14 protein-coding genes are annotated in these 16,779 nt (G+C 58.7%); 8 read left to right on the top strand and 6 right to left on the bottom strand.

What is annotated here, in order from left to right; genetic code table 11:
* Positions 1 to 89 precede the first annotated feature (89 nt).
* From BSF79_RS04950 to BSF79_RS04925, 6 genes are all read left to right on the top strand, one after another.
* The gene (locus BSF79_RS04950; protein ID WP_090268762.1) at positions 90 to 1,655 is read left to right on the top strand and encodes an AMP-binding protein; all 1,566 of its coding nucleotides are present in this window, start codon (positions 90 to 92) and stop codon (positions 1,653 to 1,655) included.
* Between the two features lie 67 nt (positions 1,656 to 1,722).
* A complete protein-coding gene (locus tag BSF79_RS04945) occupies positions 1,723 to 2,574 on the top strand; it encodes a MaoC/PaaZ C-terminal domain-containing protein (RefSeq protein ID WP_090268761.1) in 852 nt (283 codons plus the stop codon).
* A 26-nt stretch (positions 2,575 to 2,600) separates the two neighbouring features.
* A complete protein-coding gene (locus tag BSF79_RS04940; protein ID WP_090268760.1) occupies positions 2,601 to 3,416 on the top strand; it encodes an enoyl-CoA hydratase/isomerase family protein in 816 nt (271 codons plus the stop codon).
* Between the two features lie 202 nt (positions 3,417 to 3,618).
* Entirely contained in the window at positions 3,619 to 4,638 is a 1,020-nt protein-coding gene (locus BSF79_RS04935) for a TRAP transporter substrate-binding protein (protein WP_245776321.1), read from the top strand.
* 6 nt (positions 4,639 to 4,644) lie between these two features.
* Positions 4,645 to 5,187 (top strand): TRAP transporter small permease, encoded by a 543-nt coding sequence (locus BSF79_RS04930; protein ID WP_090268759.1) that lies wholly within the window; start codon positions 4,645 to 4,647, stop codon positions 5,185 to 5,187.
* Entirely contained in the window at positions 5,184 to 6,464 is a 1,281-nt protein-coding gene (locus BSF79_RS04925; protein WP_090268758.1) for a TRAP transporter large permease, read from the top strand. Before BSF79_RS04930 ends, BSF79_RS04925 begins: the two co-directional genes overlap by 4 nt.
* A 28-nt stretch (positions 6,465 to 6,492) precedes the next feature.
* On the opposite strand, the gene BSF79_RS04920 is transcribed toward BSF79_RS04925, so the two are convergent.
* Positions 6,493 to 8,007, bottom strand: coding sequence for a class I adenylate-forming enzyme family protein (locus tag BSF79_RS04920; RefSeq protein WP_175545261.1), 1,515 nt, complete (start codon positions 8,005 to 8,007; stop codon positions 6,493 to 6,495).
* Positions 8,008 to 8,156: 149 nt separating this feature from the next.
* Between BSF79_RS04920 and BSF79_RS04915 the strand changes: the two genes are divergently transcribed.
* Positions 8,157 to 9,359, top strand: a complete 1,203-nt coding sequence (locus tag BSF79_RS04915; protein WP_090268756.1) for a CaiB/BaiF CoA transferase family protein — start codon at positions 8,157 to 8,159, stop codon at positions 9,357 to 9,359.
* Here BSF79_RS04915 and BSF79_RS04910 read toward each other — a convergent pair.
* The 5 genes from BSF79_RS04910 to BSF79_RS04890 all read right to left on the bottom strand — a co-directional run bounded on the left by BSF79_RS04910 (position 9,356) and on the right by BSF79_RS04890 (position 14,858).
* Positions 9,356 to 10,771, bottom strand: a complete 1,416-nt coding sequence (locus tag BSF79_RS04910) for a hypothetical protein (protein ID WP_139246382.1) — start codon at positions 10,769 to 10,771, stop codon at positions 9,356 to 9,358. The two genes, BSF79_RS04915 and BSF79_RS04910, sit on opposite strands and share 4 nt — an antisense overlap.
* Before the next feature lie 163 nt (positions 10,772 to 10,934).
* Complete coding sequence (locus tag BSF79_RS04905; protein WP_245776320.1) at positions 10,935 to 11,351, bottom strand: MarR family winged helix-turn-helix transcriptional regulator; 417 nt, start codon at positions 11,349 to 11,351, stop codon at positions 10,935 to 10,937.
* Positions 11,352 to 11,797: 446 nt separating this feature from the next.
* Positions 11,798 to 13,129, bottom strand: a complete 1,332-nt coding sequence (locus BSF79_RS04900; RefSeq protein ID WP_090268753.1) for a TRAP transporter large permease — start codon at positions 13,127 to 13,129, stop codon at positions 11,798 to 11,800.
* A gap of 33 nt (positions 13,130 to 13,162) precedes the next feature.
* Positions 13,163 to 13,702, bottom strand: a complete 540-nt coding sequence (locus BSF79_RS04895; protein ID WP_090268752.1) for a TRAP transporter small permease — start codon at positions 13,700 to 13,702, stop codon at positions 13,163 to 13,165.
* Between the two features lie 109 nt (positions 13,703 to 13,811).
* Positions 13,812 to 14,858: a C4-dicarboxylate TRAP transporter substrate-binding protein gene (locus BSF79_RS04890; protein ID WP_090268751.1), complete on the bottom strand. Its 1,047-nt coding sequence runs from the start codon at positions 14,856 to 14,858 to the stop codon at positions 13,812 to 13,814.
* Positions 14,859 to 15,173: 315 nt separating this feature from the next.
* Here BSF79_RS04890 and BSF79_RS04885 point away from each other — a divergent pair, with 315 nt between their 5' ends.
* The gene (locus BSF79_RS04885) at positions 15,174 to 16,640 is read left to right on the top strand and encodes an AMP-binding protein (protein ID WP_090268750.1); all 1,467 of its coding nucleotides are present in this window, start codon (positions 15,174 to 15,176) and stop codon (positions 16,638 to 16,640) included.
* The last annotated feature ends 139 nt before the right edge of the window (positions 16,641 to 16,779 follow it).

Below are 16,779 nucleotides of genomic sequence, written 5' to 3'. Positions count from 1 at the left end.
TTGCTCATGTTGGCCACCCTGTATGAAATTTAATACACAAACATATTTTGTGCTAGTAACGTATTTTCGAAACACCGGGGAGGGCCACGATGAGTCTGGAAAACATAAGTCCGTGGAAAGTTGCTGAAGACACACCAGACAAAGTTGCGATCCTCTTCGAGGATACAGGTGGCAGCCAGACTTACGGTCAGATGGTTTCCAATGCCAACCGTCTGGCCAATCACCTGATTTCCAGCGGCCTCAAGCAAGGCGACTGCATTTCGATCTTCCTCGAAAACAACCTGCGCTACCTCGAGGTGGTCTGGGCCGCCAAGATCGCCGGGCTGTATTATGTATGCATCGGTCGGCAACTGAATGCCCCCGACGTCAGCTATGTCGTGCAGAACAGCCTGTCCAAGGTGCTGATCTCCTCGGCTGAAATGGCCCCCGTCGCGCTTGAGGTCGCCGCCGCACTGAATGGCAAGGTCGCGCTGCTGATGATGGACGGTGCCACAGCCCCCTATCAATCCTACGAAGACGCCGTTGCCGCGCAACCCGACACCATGCCCACAGGCCGCGTGCGCGGGGCCTCAATGCTTTACACGTCAGGCACCACGGGTCGCCCCAAAGGCGTGCGGCATGATTTGACCGACGCCTCGCCCCATACCGCGCCACCGCGCCATACCATGCTGATTCAAGAGTATGGGTATTCACCGCAAACCGTGTTCCTGAACCTTGGGCCATTTTATCACACCGGCCCGCTGCGGATCATGATGCATGCACAACGCACCGGGGCCACGGTGGTTGGGTTCAAGAAATTCAACGCCTCGCGCGCGCTGGCGGCCATTGGCAAACACCGGGTCACCTTTGGCCTGTTTGTGCCCACGATGTTTGTCCGCTTCCTTGCCCTTCCCGAGACCGAGCAGCAGGCCGCAGACACCTCCTCGCTGACGTATGCGCTGCACATCGCCGCCCCATGTTCTATCGCCGTCAAAGAGCGGATGATCGAATGGTGGGGGCCAATCATCTATGAAATGTACGGCGGCACGGAATCCATCGGCACCACCACAATAAATTCCCAAGACTGGCTGACACACAAAGGATCAGTCGGGCGCGCATCGCTGGGCACCGAGGTGCATATCGTCGGCGAAGACGGTCAGGAATGCCCCCCAAACACCCCCGGTCTGGTTTACCTAACCAACGGCAAGACGTTCGAATATTTCAATGATCCCGGAAAAACCGACGAAAGCCGCCACCCCAAAGGCTGGAACACGTTGGGGGACATCGGCAAGCTGGACGAAGATGGCTTTCTCTACCTGACTGATCGCAAATCCAACCTGATCATTTCGGGCGGCGTGAACATCTATCCGCAGGAATCCGAAAACGTGCTGACCGGCCACCCAATGGTGCGCGATGTGGCGGTTATCGGCGTGCCCAACCCCGACTTCGGCGAAGAGGTAAAAGCCCTTGTCGTGCCCAATTTCACCCTTGCGCCGGAATACGAAACCGCCTTTGCCGATGAATTGATCGACTACTGCCGGTCGCACCTCAGCAAGGTGAAATGCCCCCGCTCGGTCGATTTTGTGCCCGATCTGCCGCGCAGCGAGGCCGGCAAAATCCTCAAAGCCGAATTGCGCAAAACCTACTGGCCCGAAGGGCAGTCCCTGGTTTTGTAATCCGCGCCCTCTGCCCCGACCGTCAGCCGACACCAACAGAAATATGACCCCAAGAAAGGCCGCCATCATGGATCTAAGCGTTATCAAGGGGCTCAAGTTCGAGCCGATCAACCACTGCTATACTTTCAAAGACACCATCCTCTATGCGCTTGGGCTTGGCTATGGCAGCAACCCGGTTGACCCCGCCGAGCTGGAGTTCGTCTATGAGGAAAACCTCAAAGCCGTGCCCTCGCTCTGCGTTGTGCTGGCGCATCCCGGCTTTTGGGCGAAGGACCCGAAATACGGCATCGACTGGGTGAAAATCCTGCACGCCGAACAGGATTTCGAGATCCACAAACCTCTTCCCAAAGAGGGCACCGTGCGCGGCGAATACGAGATCGAGGCCGTGGTCGACAAAGGCGCCGATAAAGCCGCGATGCTGTACCAACTCAAGAAACTCTACGACGCCGAGGACGATCTTGTCGCCACCGTGCGCAGCGTACTTTTCATGCGCGGTGACGGCGGCTGTGGCTCGTTTGGCGCGGCGCCCGCCATGCCCGGCGCGATCGAGGCCACGACCCCCGATCAAGTCGTCGAAATTGCAACGCTGCCACAGCAGGCGCTGATCTATCGGCTGTCGGGCGATTTCAACCCGATCCACGCCGATCCCGCCCCCGCCAAAAAGGCCGGTTTCGACCGACCGATCCTGCATGGCCTGTGCTCGATGGGCATCGCCACCCGCGCACTGCTGCAAACCTATGCCCCCGGCAATCCTGACAAACTGAAATCGATGTTCGTGCGATTTTCCAAGCCGGTATTCCCCGGCGAAACCATCGTCACCGAGTTCTTCCAGAACGGAAACGAGGTGCGCTTTCGCTGCCGCTCGAAAGAGCGTGATATCGTCGTGCTTGATCGCGGCCATGCCGTGTTCCACGCTTAAGCCATCACGAAAGAGGGGATTTGACGATGTACTTTCCGACCGAAAACAACCGGGTTCTAAGTGAATTGGTCGACGGTGTTCTGTCAATCACCTTCAACCGCCCCGACTTCCGCAACGCGTTCGAAGCTGGAATGTCGGCCGAAATCGCGGGCCTTATGCGCAAAGCCCAAGACGACACCGCCGTGCGCTGCATTGTCTTCAGCGGCGCAGGCGCACATTTCACCGCCGGGGGCGACATCGCGGGTTTCAAATCGAACCTCGCCTTACCGCACGATGACCGCAGCGCCTTGTTCCGCGACTTGCTGACCGGCACGGCCAACCGGGTACAGGCCATCATGGCGTTTGACCGCCCGATCATTGCCAAGGTCCGCGGCGGCGTCGCCGGAGCCGGGTTGATGTTGCCACTGGCCGCCGATCTGGTGATTTCCGATGACACCGCGATGTTTGTCTTCGCCCACCAACGAGTCGGCCTGCCACCCGACGGCGGCGTTTCATACCTGCTGCCGCGCGTTGTCGGTTGGCGCGCCGCGCGGCGGCTGGTCCTGACCGCCAGCGTCGTCAAGGCGGACGAGGCTCAGACCCTTGGGATCGTTGATCAGATCGTCGCCAGCACCGATCTCGACAGCACTGTCGCCAAGGCCGCCACGCGCTTTACAAAAGCACCCCAAGCCGCGATGCGTCGTGCCAAGCAGATGATGGACCAATCCCTGTCCAACAGCCTGGCAGCGCAGCTGGACATGGAAACCGACGCCATCGCCGCCTGCGTTGCCAATGATGACTTCGACGAGGGCGTGACCGCCTTCATCGAAAAACGCGAAACCGCATTCCCCTCGGCGCAATGACCTGCGCCTCCCTTCGCGGGATGGGCAGTACCACGTTACCTGCCACAGCGCGCACCAAAATCTGCGCATCAATGGTTTGACTCGCTTGCTAACCTTTCGTTAACGTACCATATAGAGGCAGGAAAAACGTAGCGCCGCAATCAGCCCAACCGGGCATGCGGCCAACGCTTGTGTCTAAGTGACATATTCTGGGGAGGACAAAATGAATACATCCATCAAAGGCAAAATGCTTGCCGTAACCGTAGCGCTTGGCGCCGTGTCCACTGGCGTGCAGGCGGCGAATTTGACCGTGGTCAACGGGCTGCCGGAAAAGCATGTGATTTCCGTTCAGGGATTTGAAACCTGGATGAACTGCGTCAGCGACAAGGCGGGCGACGAGGTCAGTTTCAAATATTTTCCCGGCGGCCAGATCGCCAAAACCAAAGAGCTGCTGGACGCGATGAACAACGGCATCGCCGATGTGTCGACCGTTCTGGTCGGCTATGTCAGCGCCAAAATGCCGCTCAATGGCGTCTCGATGCTTCCAGGCCTGGGCAGCACGGCCACCGGCATCATGAAAGCCTACACTCAGGCCGTGCGCTCCGGCCCGCTGGCGGCTGAATTCACCGACAACAAAGTTCAGCCGATCTTCGTGATGGCCCTGCCCGCCTATCAGATCATCTCGACCAAAGGCGCCCTGCGCAACGAGGCTGACTTCGCAGGCAAGGTCATTCGGTCGGCAGGCGGCACCATGAACCTGACCATCGGCGCGCTTGGCGCTTCGGCCGCCGAAATCCCCAGCTCGGACATGTATGTCGCGATGGAGCGTGGCACGATCGACGCAACGCTTTCGGCCTATTCCAGCCTCAAATCCTATAGCATCGAAACCCTGATGAACGCCGCCAGCACCAATGGCGAATTCGGCGGCTTCACACTGGTGATGTCGATGAATCTGGACAAGTGGAACGCCACACCCGCCCCGGTGCAGGACATCATGATGACCTGCGGCGCCGAGACCGAAGCCAGCTATGCCGCGCATCTAGACGGTCAGACATCCGAACTGCAGGCCGAGTTCAAAGCGGCGGGCGTCGATATCTACGACTTCACCCCGGCAGAGCTTGAAGCGATCAATGGCAAGCTGTCGGCCGTGACCGCCGACTGGGTTGAACGCCTCGGCGCGCGCGGTTTGCCTGCGGCGGAGGTGCTGGAAAGCTACGCCGCCCTGATCCGCGCATCGAAATAACGCGAAATGATCCTGCACTCTGTTCATGGCCGCCTCAACCGGGCGCTTTGCCTTGCGGAAAACCTCTGTGCCATCCTCGCGGGTGGTGCAGCGGTTGCGGCCATGCTGCTTGTCTCGGTGGATGCGATCATGCGCTACGCGTTCGCCAGCCCGCTGACGTTTCAGCTGTACCTGACCGAAAATTACCTGCTGGTGATGCTATTTGTCATGGCCATGTCCTGGGGCTTTCGCACCGGCGGCTTTATCCGTATCGACGGTCCGCTGCGCCGCCTTCCCCCGGTGCTGTGCCAGATCGTGATGCGCGTGGGGCTGGCCGCCAGCGCGCTCTACATGGGCTACCTGACCCGACAGGGGTTCTACAAATTCCTCGATGTCTTCGCCTCGGGCGAGGCTGATCTGGGCGTGATCGATTGGCCTGTCTGGCTGTCGTGGGTCTGGATCCCGATCGGTTGCGGCTTGCTGACCCTGCGGCTGGCGCTGGATGCAATCGATCCCAAATCACTTGCCCTGATCACTGACCACCCCGGCGAAATGGATTCTGTCGTATGATTGCACTTTACGGACCGGCTATCCTGATCGCCCTGATCATTCTGGGCCTGCCTATCGGCTTTGCCCTTGGCATCGCTGGCGTACTCAGCCTCTCACTGATCATCCCTCCCGCCGTGATCTCGGCACAGATGAGCCAGATCGTCCTGCAAACCACCTCGCACTACGTGCTGCTGACGATCCCGATGTTTGTGCTGATGGCCGAACTGCTAAGCGCGGGCGGCATTGCACAAGACCTGATGATCGCCTGCAACCGCCTGCTGCGTCGCATTCGGGGCGGGCTGGCCATTGCCTGCGTGCTGACCGGTGCAATCCTTGCTGCCGCGTCTGGCAGCAGCACCGCCTCGGTCGCCAGCATCGCCCGCGCGGCGTACCCCACGATGGAGAAACTGGGCTACGACCGCTCCTTCTCGCTCGGGACGATCTCGATCTCGGGCACGCTGGCCATTTTGATCCCACCGTCGGTCGCCTTTGTCGTCTATGGGCTGATGACCGAAGAACCAATTGGCAAACTGTTCATCGCCGGGTTGGTCCCCGGCCTGCTGACGACGATCGGCTATCTGGTCACCATCGCCTATATGATCCGCCGCAATCCGAAACTGGTGCCGGACAACACGGTCACAGACACCCCGACGCTGGCCCAAACCGGGCGCGTCTGGCCGGTGGTCCTGCTGATCACGCTGGTGATGGTCTGCCTCTATGGCGGTATCGCCACCCCGACCGAGGTCGGCGCGCTGGGGGCCGTCGGCGCGGGCATCATCGGCATGGCCCTTGGCCGCCTGGGATGGGATGCCAGCGTTGCCGCAATCGGCAACACCCTGCGCACCAGCGCAATGATTGTCACCATCATTTTCGGCGCCAGCCTGTTCGGCTTCTTCATCTCCTATACCCAAATCACCAATGATCTGCTCACCTGGATCGCTGACAGCGGCATGTCGCGCTATGCGGTGCTGGGGCTGGTGGTGCTGATCTACTTGCTGCTCGGCATGGTGATGGACCAATTCGCCATCATCATCCTGACCGTGCCGATCTCGCACGCGCTGATCACCGGGCTGGGGTTTGACGGCATCTGGTTCGGCGTGATCGTGGTCAAAACAGCCGAAATCGGTCTGGTTTCACCGCCGCTGGGGCTGAATGTCTTTATCGCCTCTGCGGCAGCCAAAGTCAGACCAAACTATGGCTTTGCCGGTGTCATGCCCTTTGTCGTGACCGAGATGATCATTCTCGCCATCCTGCTTGCCTTCCCGGCCCTCGTGATATTCCTGCCCAACATTCTGTGACCCGAACGCGGCGTGCGCAGCGCCGCGTTTACCCGAACAAAGCCTTCAGCTTCAGCTTTTCGATCTTGCCGGAAAAACTGCGCGGAACCTCGTCGATCACCGCCATCCGCGTGGGGATTTTGTACCCGCCCAACTTGTCCCGGCAAAACCCCCGCAACGCCTCAAGCGTCAGCTTGGCACCGTCCTCAAGCACAACCGCCACCGCAACCGTTTCGCCCCACTTGGGGTCGGGCACACCCAGCACCGCCAGATCGCGCACCGCCGGATGCGACAGAACCACCGTCTTTACCTCGGCGGGATACACGTTCTCGCCCCCCGTCTTGATCAGCTCTTTGCTGCGATCCATAAAATGCGCGTAACCCGCGCCATCGCGCCACGCCAGATCGCCACTGCGCAACCAGCCGTCCTTGTACAGCGCCGCACTCGCCGCCGCATTGCGCCAATACTGCGGGATACATCCGGGCGAGCGGAACACCATTTCGCCCACCTCACCATCCGGCAACGGGATGCCTGCGTCGTCCCATATCTGCATCTCGACACCCGGCAACGGCTTGCCGCAACTGGTCGGGCGCTTGGTATACTCTGCCGCGAAAATACCGGTCACGGCCCCCGTCACCTCGGTCTGACCATAGATCCCCATATAGTCACAGCCCGCCTGCGCACAAAACGCAGCGACCCGCGCCGCATGTTCGGCGCCAAGCCCGCCCATGCCAATCACCAGCCGCAAACGCTCCAAACTCAGATTGTCGCGCGCGGCGATTTCGACCAGTTTGCTGTCATAAGGCGGCACCAGCATCGTGATGCTAACGCCCTTGTCGATCAGAAACCGCGCCACGCTGTCAGGGTCGGGTTTGTCCATCATCGCACTTTGGCCGCCACCCGACAGAACCGCTCGTGTGCGGATCAAACCCGCCTGATGGAAATACGGCATGAACGCGAAATAGATGTCGTCGGGCGTGACACCATACTGCCCGGCCGCCATGGTATCGGCATAGACCGAACCGCCATGGGTCTGACATGCCCCCTTTGGCCGCCCCGTCGTGCCGCTGGTGTAAATCAGCAGTGCCGTATCGCCCTCGGACACCCGCGCCAATGGCTCAGCCCATACGCCCGTGGCGATCAGATCCTCGCTGGCATAATCAGCCCCCGATACCGACGCAATACCGACGCTAAACTGCAAAGTTTTGCACCCTGCACGCAGCTCATCGTGCAGCGCCGCAAACCGCTCGTGAATAATCAACGCCGAGGCCTCTGCGTCATTCATCGCAAAGATCATTTCAGCGGCAACATGGCGCGTGTTCAGCACGTGCAAAATCGCCCCCAACGATGCCGTGGCATAGTGATAGGTCATATAGTCGGCGATGTTCGGCGCCAGTATCGACACCCTATCGCCATGGCGAATGCCCAACGATTGCAACGCACCTGCAGCGGCCCGCACGCGATTGGCAAAGGCCTCGAAAGAATACACGCCATCAGGCGCATCAAACGCAGTGTTGCCGGGAAACTTATCGGTAGCCCCCCAAAGAACGTCTTGTAAAAGCAATGTTTTCCCTCCCGGCACCTTCCGCACGCGACATAGAATTGCCTGTTTCAAATTCGGAACATAAGCCTATAGTATGCACGTATATCATTTTGACTTCCCGTCTGCACCGACAATATGCGCGTGCCTACGGCCTTGCTCAGGAACTGCACATGACCATGCCAAAGCCGCTCGATGGCGTTCGGGTTCTCGATTTCTCCAAGGTCCTCGCCGGTCCGCTGTGTACGCAGTACATGGCCGACATGGGCGCCGATATCATCAAGGTTGAACCGCTCGGACTTGGCGATGAAACCCGCGCTTGGCCACCGTTCGAGGCCGACATGGGCACCGTTTTCCTAAGCGCGAACCGCGGCAAGCGCAGCCTGTCCGTTGATATGAAGTCTATCGAAGGCCAAGCCCTGATCCGCCGCATTCTGCCCACCTGTGATGTGGTCATCGAAAGCTTCGGCACCGGCGTGTCCGAACGGCTTGGCATTGATTACAACAGCTTGCGCGCCATTCACCCCGACGTCATCTATTGCTCGATCTCGGGGTTCGGACGGCGTGGCCCGATGAAGAACGCGCCCGGCTATGACGTGATCCTGCAAGCATTCAGCGGCGTCATGTCCCTGACCGGCGAAGAGGGCGGATCGCCGATCCGCAGCCCGATTTCTCCGATTGACCAGACCACCGGCATCCACGCGCTGACCGGCATTCTGGCCGCGCTTTATGCCCGTAAATCCGGTCAGGGTGGCCAAATCGTCGAGGTGTCGCTGTTTGAAACGGCGATGGGCTTGCTGGCCTATAATCTGCAAAGCTTCTGGCAGCGCGGCGTACAGCCGGACAAATGCGGCTCCAGCCATGAATCGCTCTGTCCGTATCAGACCTTCGAGGCCTCAGATGGCATCGTGATGATCGGCGTGGCCAACGACAACCTATGGCGCAAATTCTGCGCGATTGCCGACCTCGACGGCATCCGCGACGATCCGCGTTTCGCCACCAACCCCAACCGCGTCGCCAACCGCGCCGAAACGCTGCGCCTGGTGCAAGACGCCATCGCCAAACAACCGGTTTCCTATTGGGACACCGAACTGGCCAAGGTCAAGGTGCCCTGCGCGCCCCTAAACACTTTGGCGCAAATGCTTGATCACCCTCATACCGCCGCCACGGGCATGGTCATGCCCTATGACCACCCCGCCGCCGGGCCGCTGAATGCCGTCGCGCAACCCGTACAGTTCGGCGGCAACCCACGCAGCGTCGTCCGGCACCCGCCGCAATTGGGCGAACACACCGCTGAAATCCTGCAAGAGGCCGGGCTGACCGAGACCGAGATTGCGTCGCTTCAGGCCTCCGGGATCGTCAAAATCCGCCCCTAGGCGGCTGCGATCAGGATCCAGACCGCGACAAGCCCCATCCATGTCAGCGCAAATTTCAGGTTCCAGCCCAGACAGATAAGGTTCACTGGCCGGTCAACACAGGCCGCCAGCAACCGCGTCACCGCCATGAATGACGAAATGCTCAAGCTGCCGGCCCACGCCATCATCAACGCCAGCGCGGTCACATAGGTCGGCACCCCGAACCCTTCGACATGAGACAACGTAGAAGCCATCAGCATCGCCGTCAGAAACGGGCTGACGCCGACGGCAGCCAATGAGAAAACCAACAGACTGACGCCCAACAAAAGCACATTGGACGGCACCCCCATGCCCAAAAGCTGCGAAATCATGCCGTCGATATCGAACAACGGCCCGATCAGCACGCTCATGACCCCTGCCGCCAGAAAGATCCCGACCTCGGGACGCATCTGTTGGCTTGTTCGCGTGAATTCTCGTTGCACGACCCCGCCGAGCGCCGCAATCGGGCGCGGCTCGCCATCAGACAGGATTTGCATCAACAGCCAGATGGCCGAACTTAACGGCACCGATATTGTCAGCGCCAGAATGTTCGAAACCCCAAGCACCTTGGTCAGAACCCACGCAAACAGCGCGATCCCGAAAATGATCGGCATCGCCCGCAAGAACACCGCTCCCAGACCCGGCGATGGCACGGCCTTGCGGGCAACAGCTTCACCCGTGCGCGCCGCGCGGTCAAAGATCCAGCCAAGACCGACAAACGCCGCCGTCGCGCCAAGCGCATAGGGCAAGAATGTATACCACGTCAGATCCGGAAAGGTTTCGATGATCACGATCAGTGTGACCGAGGTTGGCGACCAAATCGCAAGCGGGGCAAAGCCGCGCAAAATCGAAAGGGTCATTTGTTTCAACCGGGCTTGATCAACGTCGCTTTCAACCCCGTCCGGCCCCGGGTTGACTGACCGCCGCGCCGCCGTTCCCAACAGGCCGATCGCGCCGATATTCAGCAAAACCCCAAACAGCTGCGCCCCGAATGCCATCGACAAATAGCGCCGCCCTTCGGGTTGCTGCACGATCGAATTCCCAAGGTTAAGGATGATCGCCGACCGCTGGCACGGAATACGCAATGTCGTCAGGCTGATCACGAAAAACGCGATAAACGCCCCGCGCTCGAAGGCAGGCAAGAAGATATCCAGACGCGGACCAAAAACGACAAGACTGGCAATGACTGTCGCAAGCATGGCAAACATCATCATCCAGACGCTGGCCTTTATTGACCGAAGATCAAGCGCCAGATAAAGGATCAGAAAGACGAAGGCGAAGAAGACCGGCCAGTTCGCCGTCAGGAATTCGTGCAAAACGGTTAGAAAGCAAAACCCTGCCAGCAATGCCGCGCCGAAAATATCCAGCTCCGGCCTAATGTTCCGTACTTGCACGCCCACTCTCCTCATCTGACCGGCCCGCATGGCTGATCACGTCCGAGGCAAGTATGGTTCGCTATCACTCTTTATGCAAGCGCACTAAAATTCAGCGCCTTTTACAGACTGGCGCGCGGCTGTTGCAAGCCGCACCACCATAAAAACAACGCCTGATCAGGTGTCAGCCGTTCATGTCTGGCCCCAAGATAGCGCGGATATTGACCTTCATTTTCGCCAAGACACCTTCAGCCGCCCGCAGTTCTTCTGGCGAAATCCCGTTCAACGTCTGGATGTTCAGCTCATGTCCGACGCCGACCATGCGATCCAACACTTCATGGCCCTGCTTCGTGATGCTCACCCGCTTGGCGCGCCGGTCATGTGCATCCGGAACCCGCACAACAAAGCCGCTCGATTCAAGCCGGTCGATCAGCCCGCCAACGGTCACTTTCCCGACTTCCATGATCCGGGCCAGATCGCTTTGCAGGATGTCTTTGTTTTCATTCAGCGCGGTGCTGCGCGACAATTGCGCCAGCGCCCACCATTGCGACCGGGTAATGCCCAGCGGCTTCATGGCAGTGTCGAACAGCGTCCGGCGCATCCGCGAAACGTCATGAACAAGGAAGCCGATCCTGAATTCCTTTGGTCCGCTTTCACCGGTGGCCCGGGGTCGATCTGATGCTGTGTTTTTGTTTTTGCTTGGCATTTTTAGCTCCGTTCTCGTGCGGATTTCCCAAAGGCGATCACGACATGTTACCCGTAAGGATTGCATATCTAACATACTATACACACGATTAATGTAAAGATCCCGGGATATTGGCCAGATCATACCACACAAATCGGGCACGGCCTGACCAAGCGGCAGAGCGGACAAACATATTCAGCGCGTGGAAAAGTGCGAAAAAGCCTACAAAGGATCATATCCACAAGGCTTTTGGCCCTCACCCCGAACCGCAGATCGGGCGAGTGTAAACGGTACAATCGGCCATATTTCAAGCCGTCTGGCGGTGCACATTGCCGCCAGACGGGTGCATTATGCGGTGAACGTTACGTCAACCAAAGCGACAGAGCCGGGAAAGCCAGCAACAGCCCCAGCACCACCAGATCCATCGCAAAGAACGGCGTCACACCGGCAAAGATTCGACCCACCGGCACTTTCGGCTCGGTCACGCTGTTGATCACGAACACGTTCAGACCAACAGGCGGGGTGATCAGGCCGATCTCAAGCAGCTTCACCACGATCACGCCAAACCAGATCAGGTTATAGCCATTCTGCTCCATCAGCGGCAGCACGAACGGCAGGGTCAGCAACAAGATTCCCAACGGGTCAAGAAACATCCCCATGATGAGATAGATCACCGCAATGCCGATCAACAAAACGGCCGCGCTTGGGTCATAGCTTTGCACCAGAACAAGCATGGCATTGGTGACGCCGGTCAGCGACACGAAGGTCACAAATATCTTGGCCGCCCCGGCAATCAGAAAGATCGCCGCCGTCTGATATGCGGTCTCCTTGATCGCTTCGAAATACTCCTTCAGCGTAATCCGCTTCGTCACAAACGAGATGACCGTCACGACGACAAAACTGACCCCGGCCGCCTCGGTCGCCGTAAAGATACCGCCATAGATTCCGCCGATGATGATCAAAAAGATCAGCAGCGCAGGCCAGGAATTGACCAGCGCCATCATCCGCTCGCTCATGCGAAAGGTCTGGCTGCCGCTGGCCGCGTCTTGCGGGCGCACCGACGCCCAGATCGCGATTACCAACCAGTATCCCGCCATCGACAACAGGCCGGGAATGACCCCCGCGATGAACAAGGAGCTGATCGATTCCTCGGCAAACACGCCGTAAAGGATGAACAGAATGCTGGGTGGGATCAGTGACCCAAGCGTTCCGCCAGCCGCGACCGACCCAGTGGCCAGCGCGTCGCTATAGCCATGCTTTTGCATCTCTGGCACCGCAACCCGGCCCATCGTCGCCGCGCAGGCAAGGCTGGACCCCGAAATGGCCGCGAACCCCCCGCAGCCGATGACCGACGCCATCGCCAACCCGCCCGGCACCCGGTTCAACCAGGCCCGCGCCGCGAAATAGATGTCACTGGTGATCCCGGCCTTGTAACTGATGTGGCCAAGCGCCACGAACATCGGGATCGCGCTCAGGCTATAGGAATGAAACAGCTCGAACATGGTGCCGGTCGACAGCGTCAGCGTCGGTTTGATCGCACGCTGAAGGTGCATCCCGCCGGACGCGGGAAAGGCGAAAAAGATGAAAATACAGGTGATCGCCACCGCGCCCAATGCAAAGGCAATCGGGGTGCGTAGCGCGATAAGAAGCAGGGCAACGGCCAATCCGATGATGCCGACGAGAGTTGGGTCCATGAGGGTGCTCTTTGCTCTATGAGGAAGGGAGGGTCAGGCCGCGATATCGGCGTTAATGTCGGTGGATCGTTCCAGATCTGCCCCGGTTACGCGCCTCATGAAGATCATGATCAGACGCAACGACAGAACCGCAAACCCAAACAGGAAAATTGCGCGCGTCGGCCATTCGGGAAACTGCAATTCACCCGCGTAATACCGTCCGGTCCGGAACAGCTTTTCGACGTCGTGAATGGCCCAATAGGTGATCGGAACAAAGGCAATCAGACCGGCCACCACCGCGATACTGTCACAGAATCTCTGAAACCTGCGGCCAAAATGCACATAGAACAGATCAATCGCGATATGCGCATTGTTGTTCGTCACATATCCAAGCCCAAAGGCAATGCTGACCACCATCAGCTGTGCGATAATCTCGGTGTCATCCGGAATACGAAACGGCAGAATTTCACGCGACCCGATACCGATCAAAACGATGATCGCAGTCAACAGAATCGCGCCGACGGCAATTCCTAACATGAACCGCTCCAGTCGCGCCAACGCACGATCAGCGGCATTCAAAAGATTTACAAACATTGGCCCCACTCGCAGATGAACTGCCGCCTGAGTTTCAGGATCGACAGAAGAAGAATTGGGTAAAGTGGGCAATGCAAACTCCCCGCATTGCCCACGCGTTCACTCGGGATCAGTCCTTATAGATCTCAAGGTTCTTCGCCAGACGCATTTGGAACTCGTCCAGAAGCGCCTGACCGTCATACCCGTTGGCGTTCGCCTCTTCGATCCAGGCATCGACCGAGGCTTTGCTCGCCGCATGCAGCTTCACCTTGGCCTCGTCGCTCAGATAGCTGACATTGACAGAATGGCCGTCGACACCTTCCTGCAGCTTTGTGATCGCGGCTTTGTTCGCCTTGCGCGTGTCCATAGCGTTGTTTTTGGTCATCTCGGTGCCGACATCGATCAGGATCTTCTGATCGGCCGCATCAAGTGCCTCGAACGCGTCCTTGTTCATCACCATCGCGTTCGTCTGCAATGTGCCCTCGTCAAAGATCACATACTGGTTGGTCACTTCGTACAGCTTATAGGCCAGGATCAGATACCCATACGCCTGCGAACAGTCGATAAGACCGGTATCCAGTGCCTGATAGGCCTTGGAGACCGACAGCGAAACCGGGATCGCACCGAACTGAGAAAGGATATTCCCGTACTCGCCCGCATAGCGCACTTTCAGGCCATCGAAATCTTCCAGCGTTGTGATCGGGCCACTGTTGCAGATCATCTGCGCTGGTCCAACGCTATAGCTGCCCAGATACTTCAGGTTCTGACGGTCGAACTCCGCGATCAGGCTTTCGTTGTTCACCATCATTTCATGCATGGCCATCGCGCCCGCGATCTCATTCGGATTGACAATCGGCAAGTCGCCTACACGCCAACCGGTGAATTCTCCGGGATAAAGCGACCCCATCAACGTCCCAAGCGACGCAACATCAGATCCGATGCCTTCCAGCATCGCCTTGGCGCCCAGCAAAGCACCAGCCCACTGCTGGTCGACCACGATTCGGCCTTCGGTGCGTGCTTCCACTTCGCTCAGAAACCATTGCGTGCTTGCGGCACGCGTCCCGCGGTTGGGGCCATGATCAGCATAAAGCATCGCTGTTTGGGCTATCGCAGGCGTCACAAAAGCCGCCGCAGACACCGCCGCAGCCACCAGAATTCCGTTTAATTTTTGATACATTCAGTTCTCCTCCACTAAATTGCATATGTCGTTTTCTCTTCGCAGCCAGCCCCTCGGATTCTTTTGCCCGAATGATGCCCGCAGCGTGAAAATCTCACACCCTTTTCTCAACTCCTCGCAGGCACCGAACGGAAACCAAGGGCCCCGGGCGCGCCGTAAAATCCAAAAAGGGGTCTGTGCCTCCCACGTGACCGCAACGCATTCCACTATTGTTTGCCTGCTTATCATATGCAAGACTTTATTACCCGCTCATCAGGCCTCGGCCAAGTTTTGCGCTGGAGTCGAGAAAATTGGTTCGCTGGGAGGAGCCCAAAAATGCAAATCGGATCGCTCATACGGCGAAGCGCGCGCCAATACGGCGACGCGCCATGCCTGACCGAAGGAAACCGGACAATAAGCTTCCGCGAATTTGATCAAGCGACCGATCGTCTTGGCAACGCGCTGCTTGACCTCGGGCTGCGCCCCGGCGACCGGGTTGGCGTGGCGATGCCCAACACCATCCAGTGCCTGATCGCTTACTTTGCGCTTGCCAAATCCGGCCTTGTGCGGGTCTCGATCAACACCCGTGAAACAGTTCACGACCTCAATTTCAAGCTTGACCGCGCCGGGGCGCGCGCCGTCATCCACAATGGGATCAACGGGCTAAAGGCTGAATTTTCGGTTAACAGACAACAGCTTACCGATATGATCGAAAATGGCCGCACCACCCCCTGCGATGTTGATCGCGCGCTGGATGATGTGTTCCGCCTTGCCTTTACCGGCGGCACGACCGGCAAACCCAAGGCCGTCACCCTGTCCACGCGCGGCGAGCTGGTTGAAACCAATTGCATCATGTCCGAGCTGTTGCCCGACGTCCGCCAAGGCGATATTTTCTTGCACGGCGCGCCGATTGCCCATGCCTCTGGCGCGCTGTTTCTGCCAACATTCCTGCGCGGCGGGCACTCGGTTGTGATGCCCAAATTCGACACCACTGAATTTCTGCAACTGGCCGAAGAGACCGGCGCCACCCTCACTTTTCTTGTCCCCACAATGATCGCGATGATTCTGGAACATCCCGATCTGGCGTCGTTCAAGACCAAGTTCACCCGCATCACTTATGCCGCCTCCACGATCTCGCCGTCGGTTCTGGCCCGAGCCGAGGCGCACTTCGGCCGGGTCTTCGCGCAAACCTATGGTCAGGCCGAAAGCCCGATGGTCATCACTTGCCTGCAACCCGAAGATCACGACCGGATCGGATCGTGCGGGCGCCCCTATGCGGTGGTCGACGTGATGGTCTTCGACGAAAACGACAGCCCCCTGCCCCCCGGTGAAATTGGCGAAATCGTCTGCCGTGGTCCGCAAGTGATGGATCGCTACTGGGAAAACCCCGACGCCACCGCCGAAGCCTTCCGCAACGGCTGGCTGCACACGGGCGATCTTGGCAAAATGGACGACGACGGATTTTTCTACATCATCGAGCGCAAGAATGATCTGCTGGTGTCGGGCGGCTTCAACATCTACCCGCGTGAGATCGAAGATGTGTTGATGGGCTACGATGGTATCGTCGAGGCTGCCCTGATCGGCCTGCCGGATGAACGCTGGGGCCACCGGTTGCACGCGGTCGTATCCGGCCAGCCAACACTCGACGCCGAACAGATCATGACCTTCGCGCGCGAAAACCTCGCCGATTTTAAGCGGCCAAAATCGATCGAGATCTGGCCGGAACTTCCCAAAAGTGCCGCCGGGAAAATCCTGCGGCGCGCCGTGCGCGACCGGGTTCTGAACGCGACCCCAACCACATAACACCCGGCGCACTTACGGCAAAACACACGCCGGGGATTTCCACCAAGCGCTGGCAAATATTTCCACGGCGCGCCACTTGTGCTTGCTGATCATATGCAAGCACACCATAATGCACACCAAGCCCGAAATACCGGGCAGT

Origin of the sequence: Thalassovita taeanensis (genome assembly GCF_900110775.1) — a bacterium.
GTDB classification, from domain to species: Bacteria; Pseudomonadota; Alphaproteobacteria; order Rhodobacterales; family Rhodobacteraceae; genus Litorimicrobium; species Litorimicrobium taeanense.
This window is presented reverse-complemented; position numbering and strand designations above follow the sequence as displayed.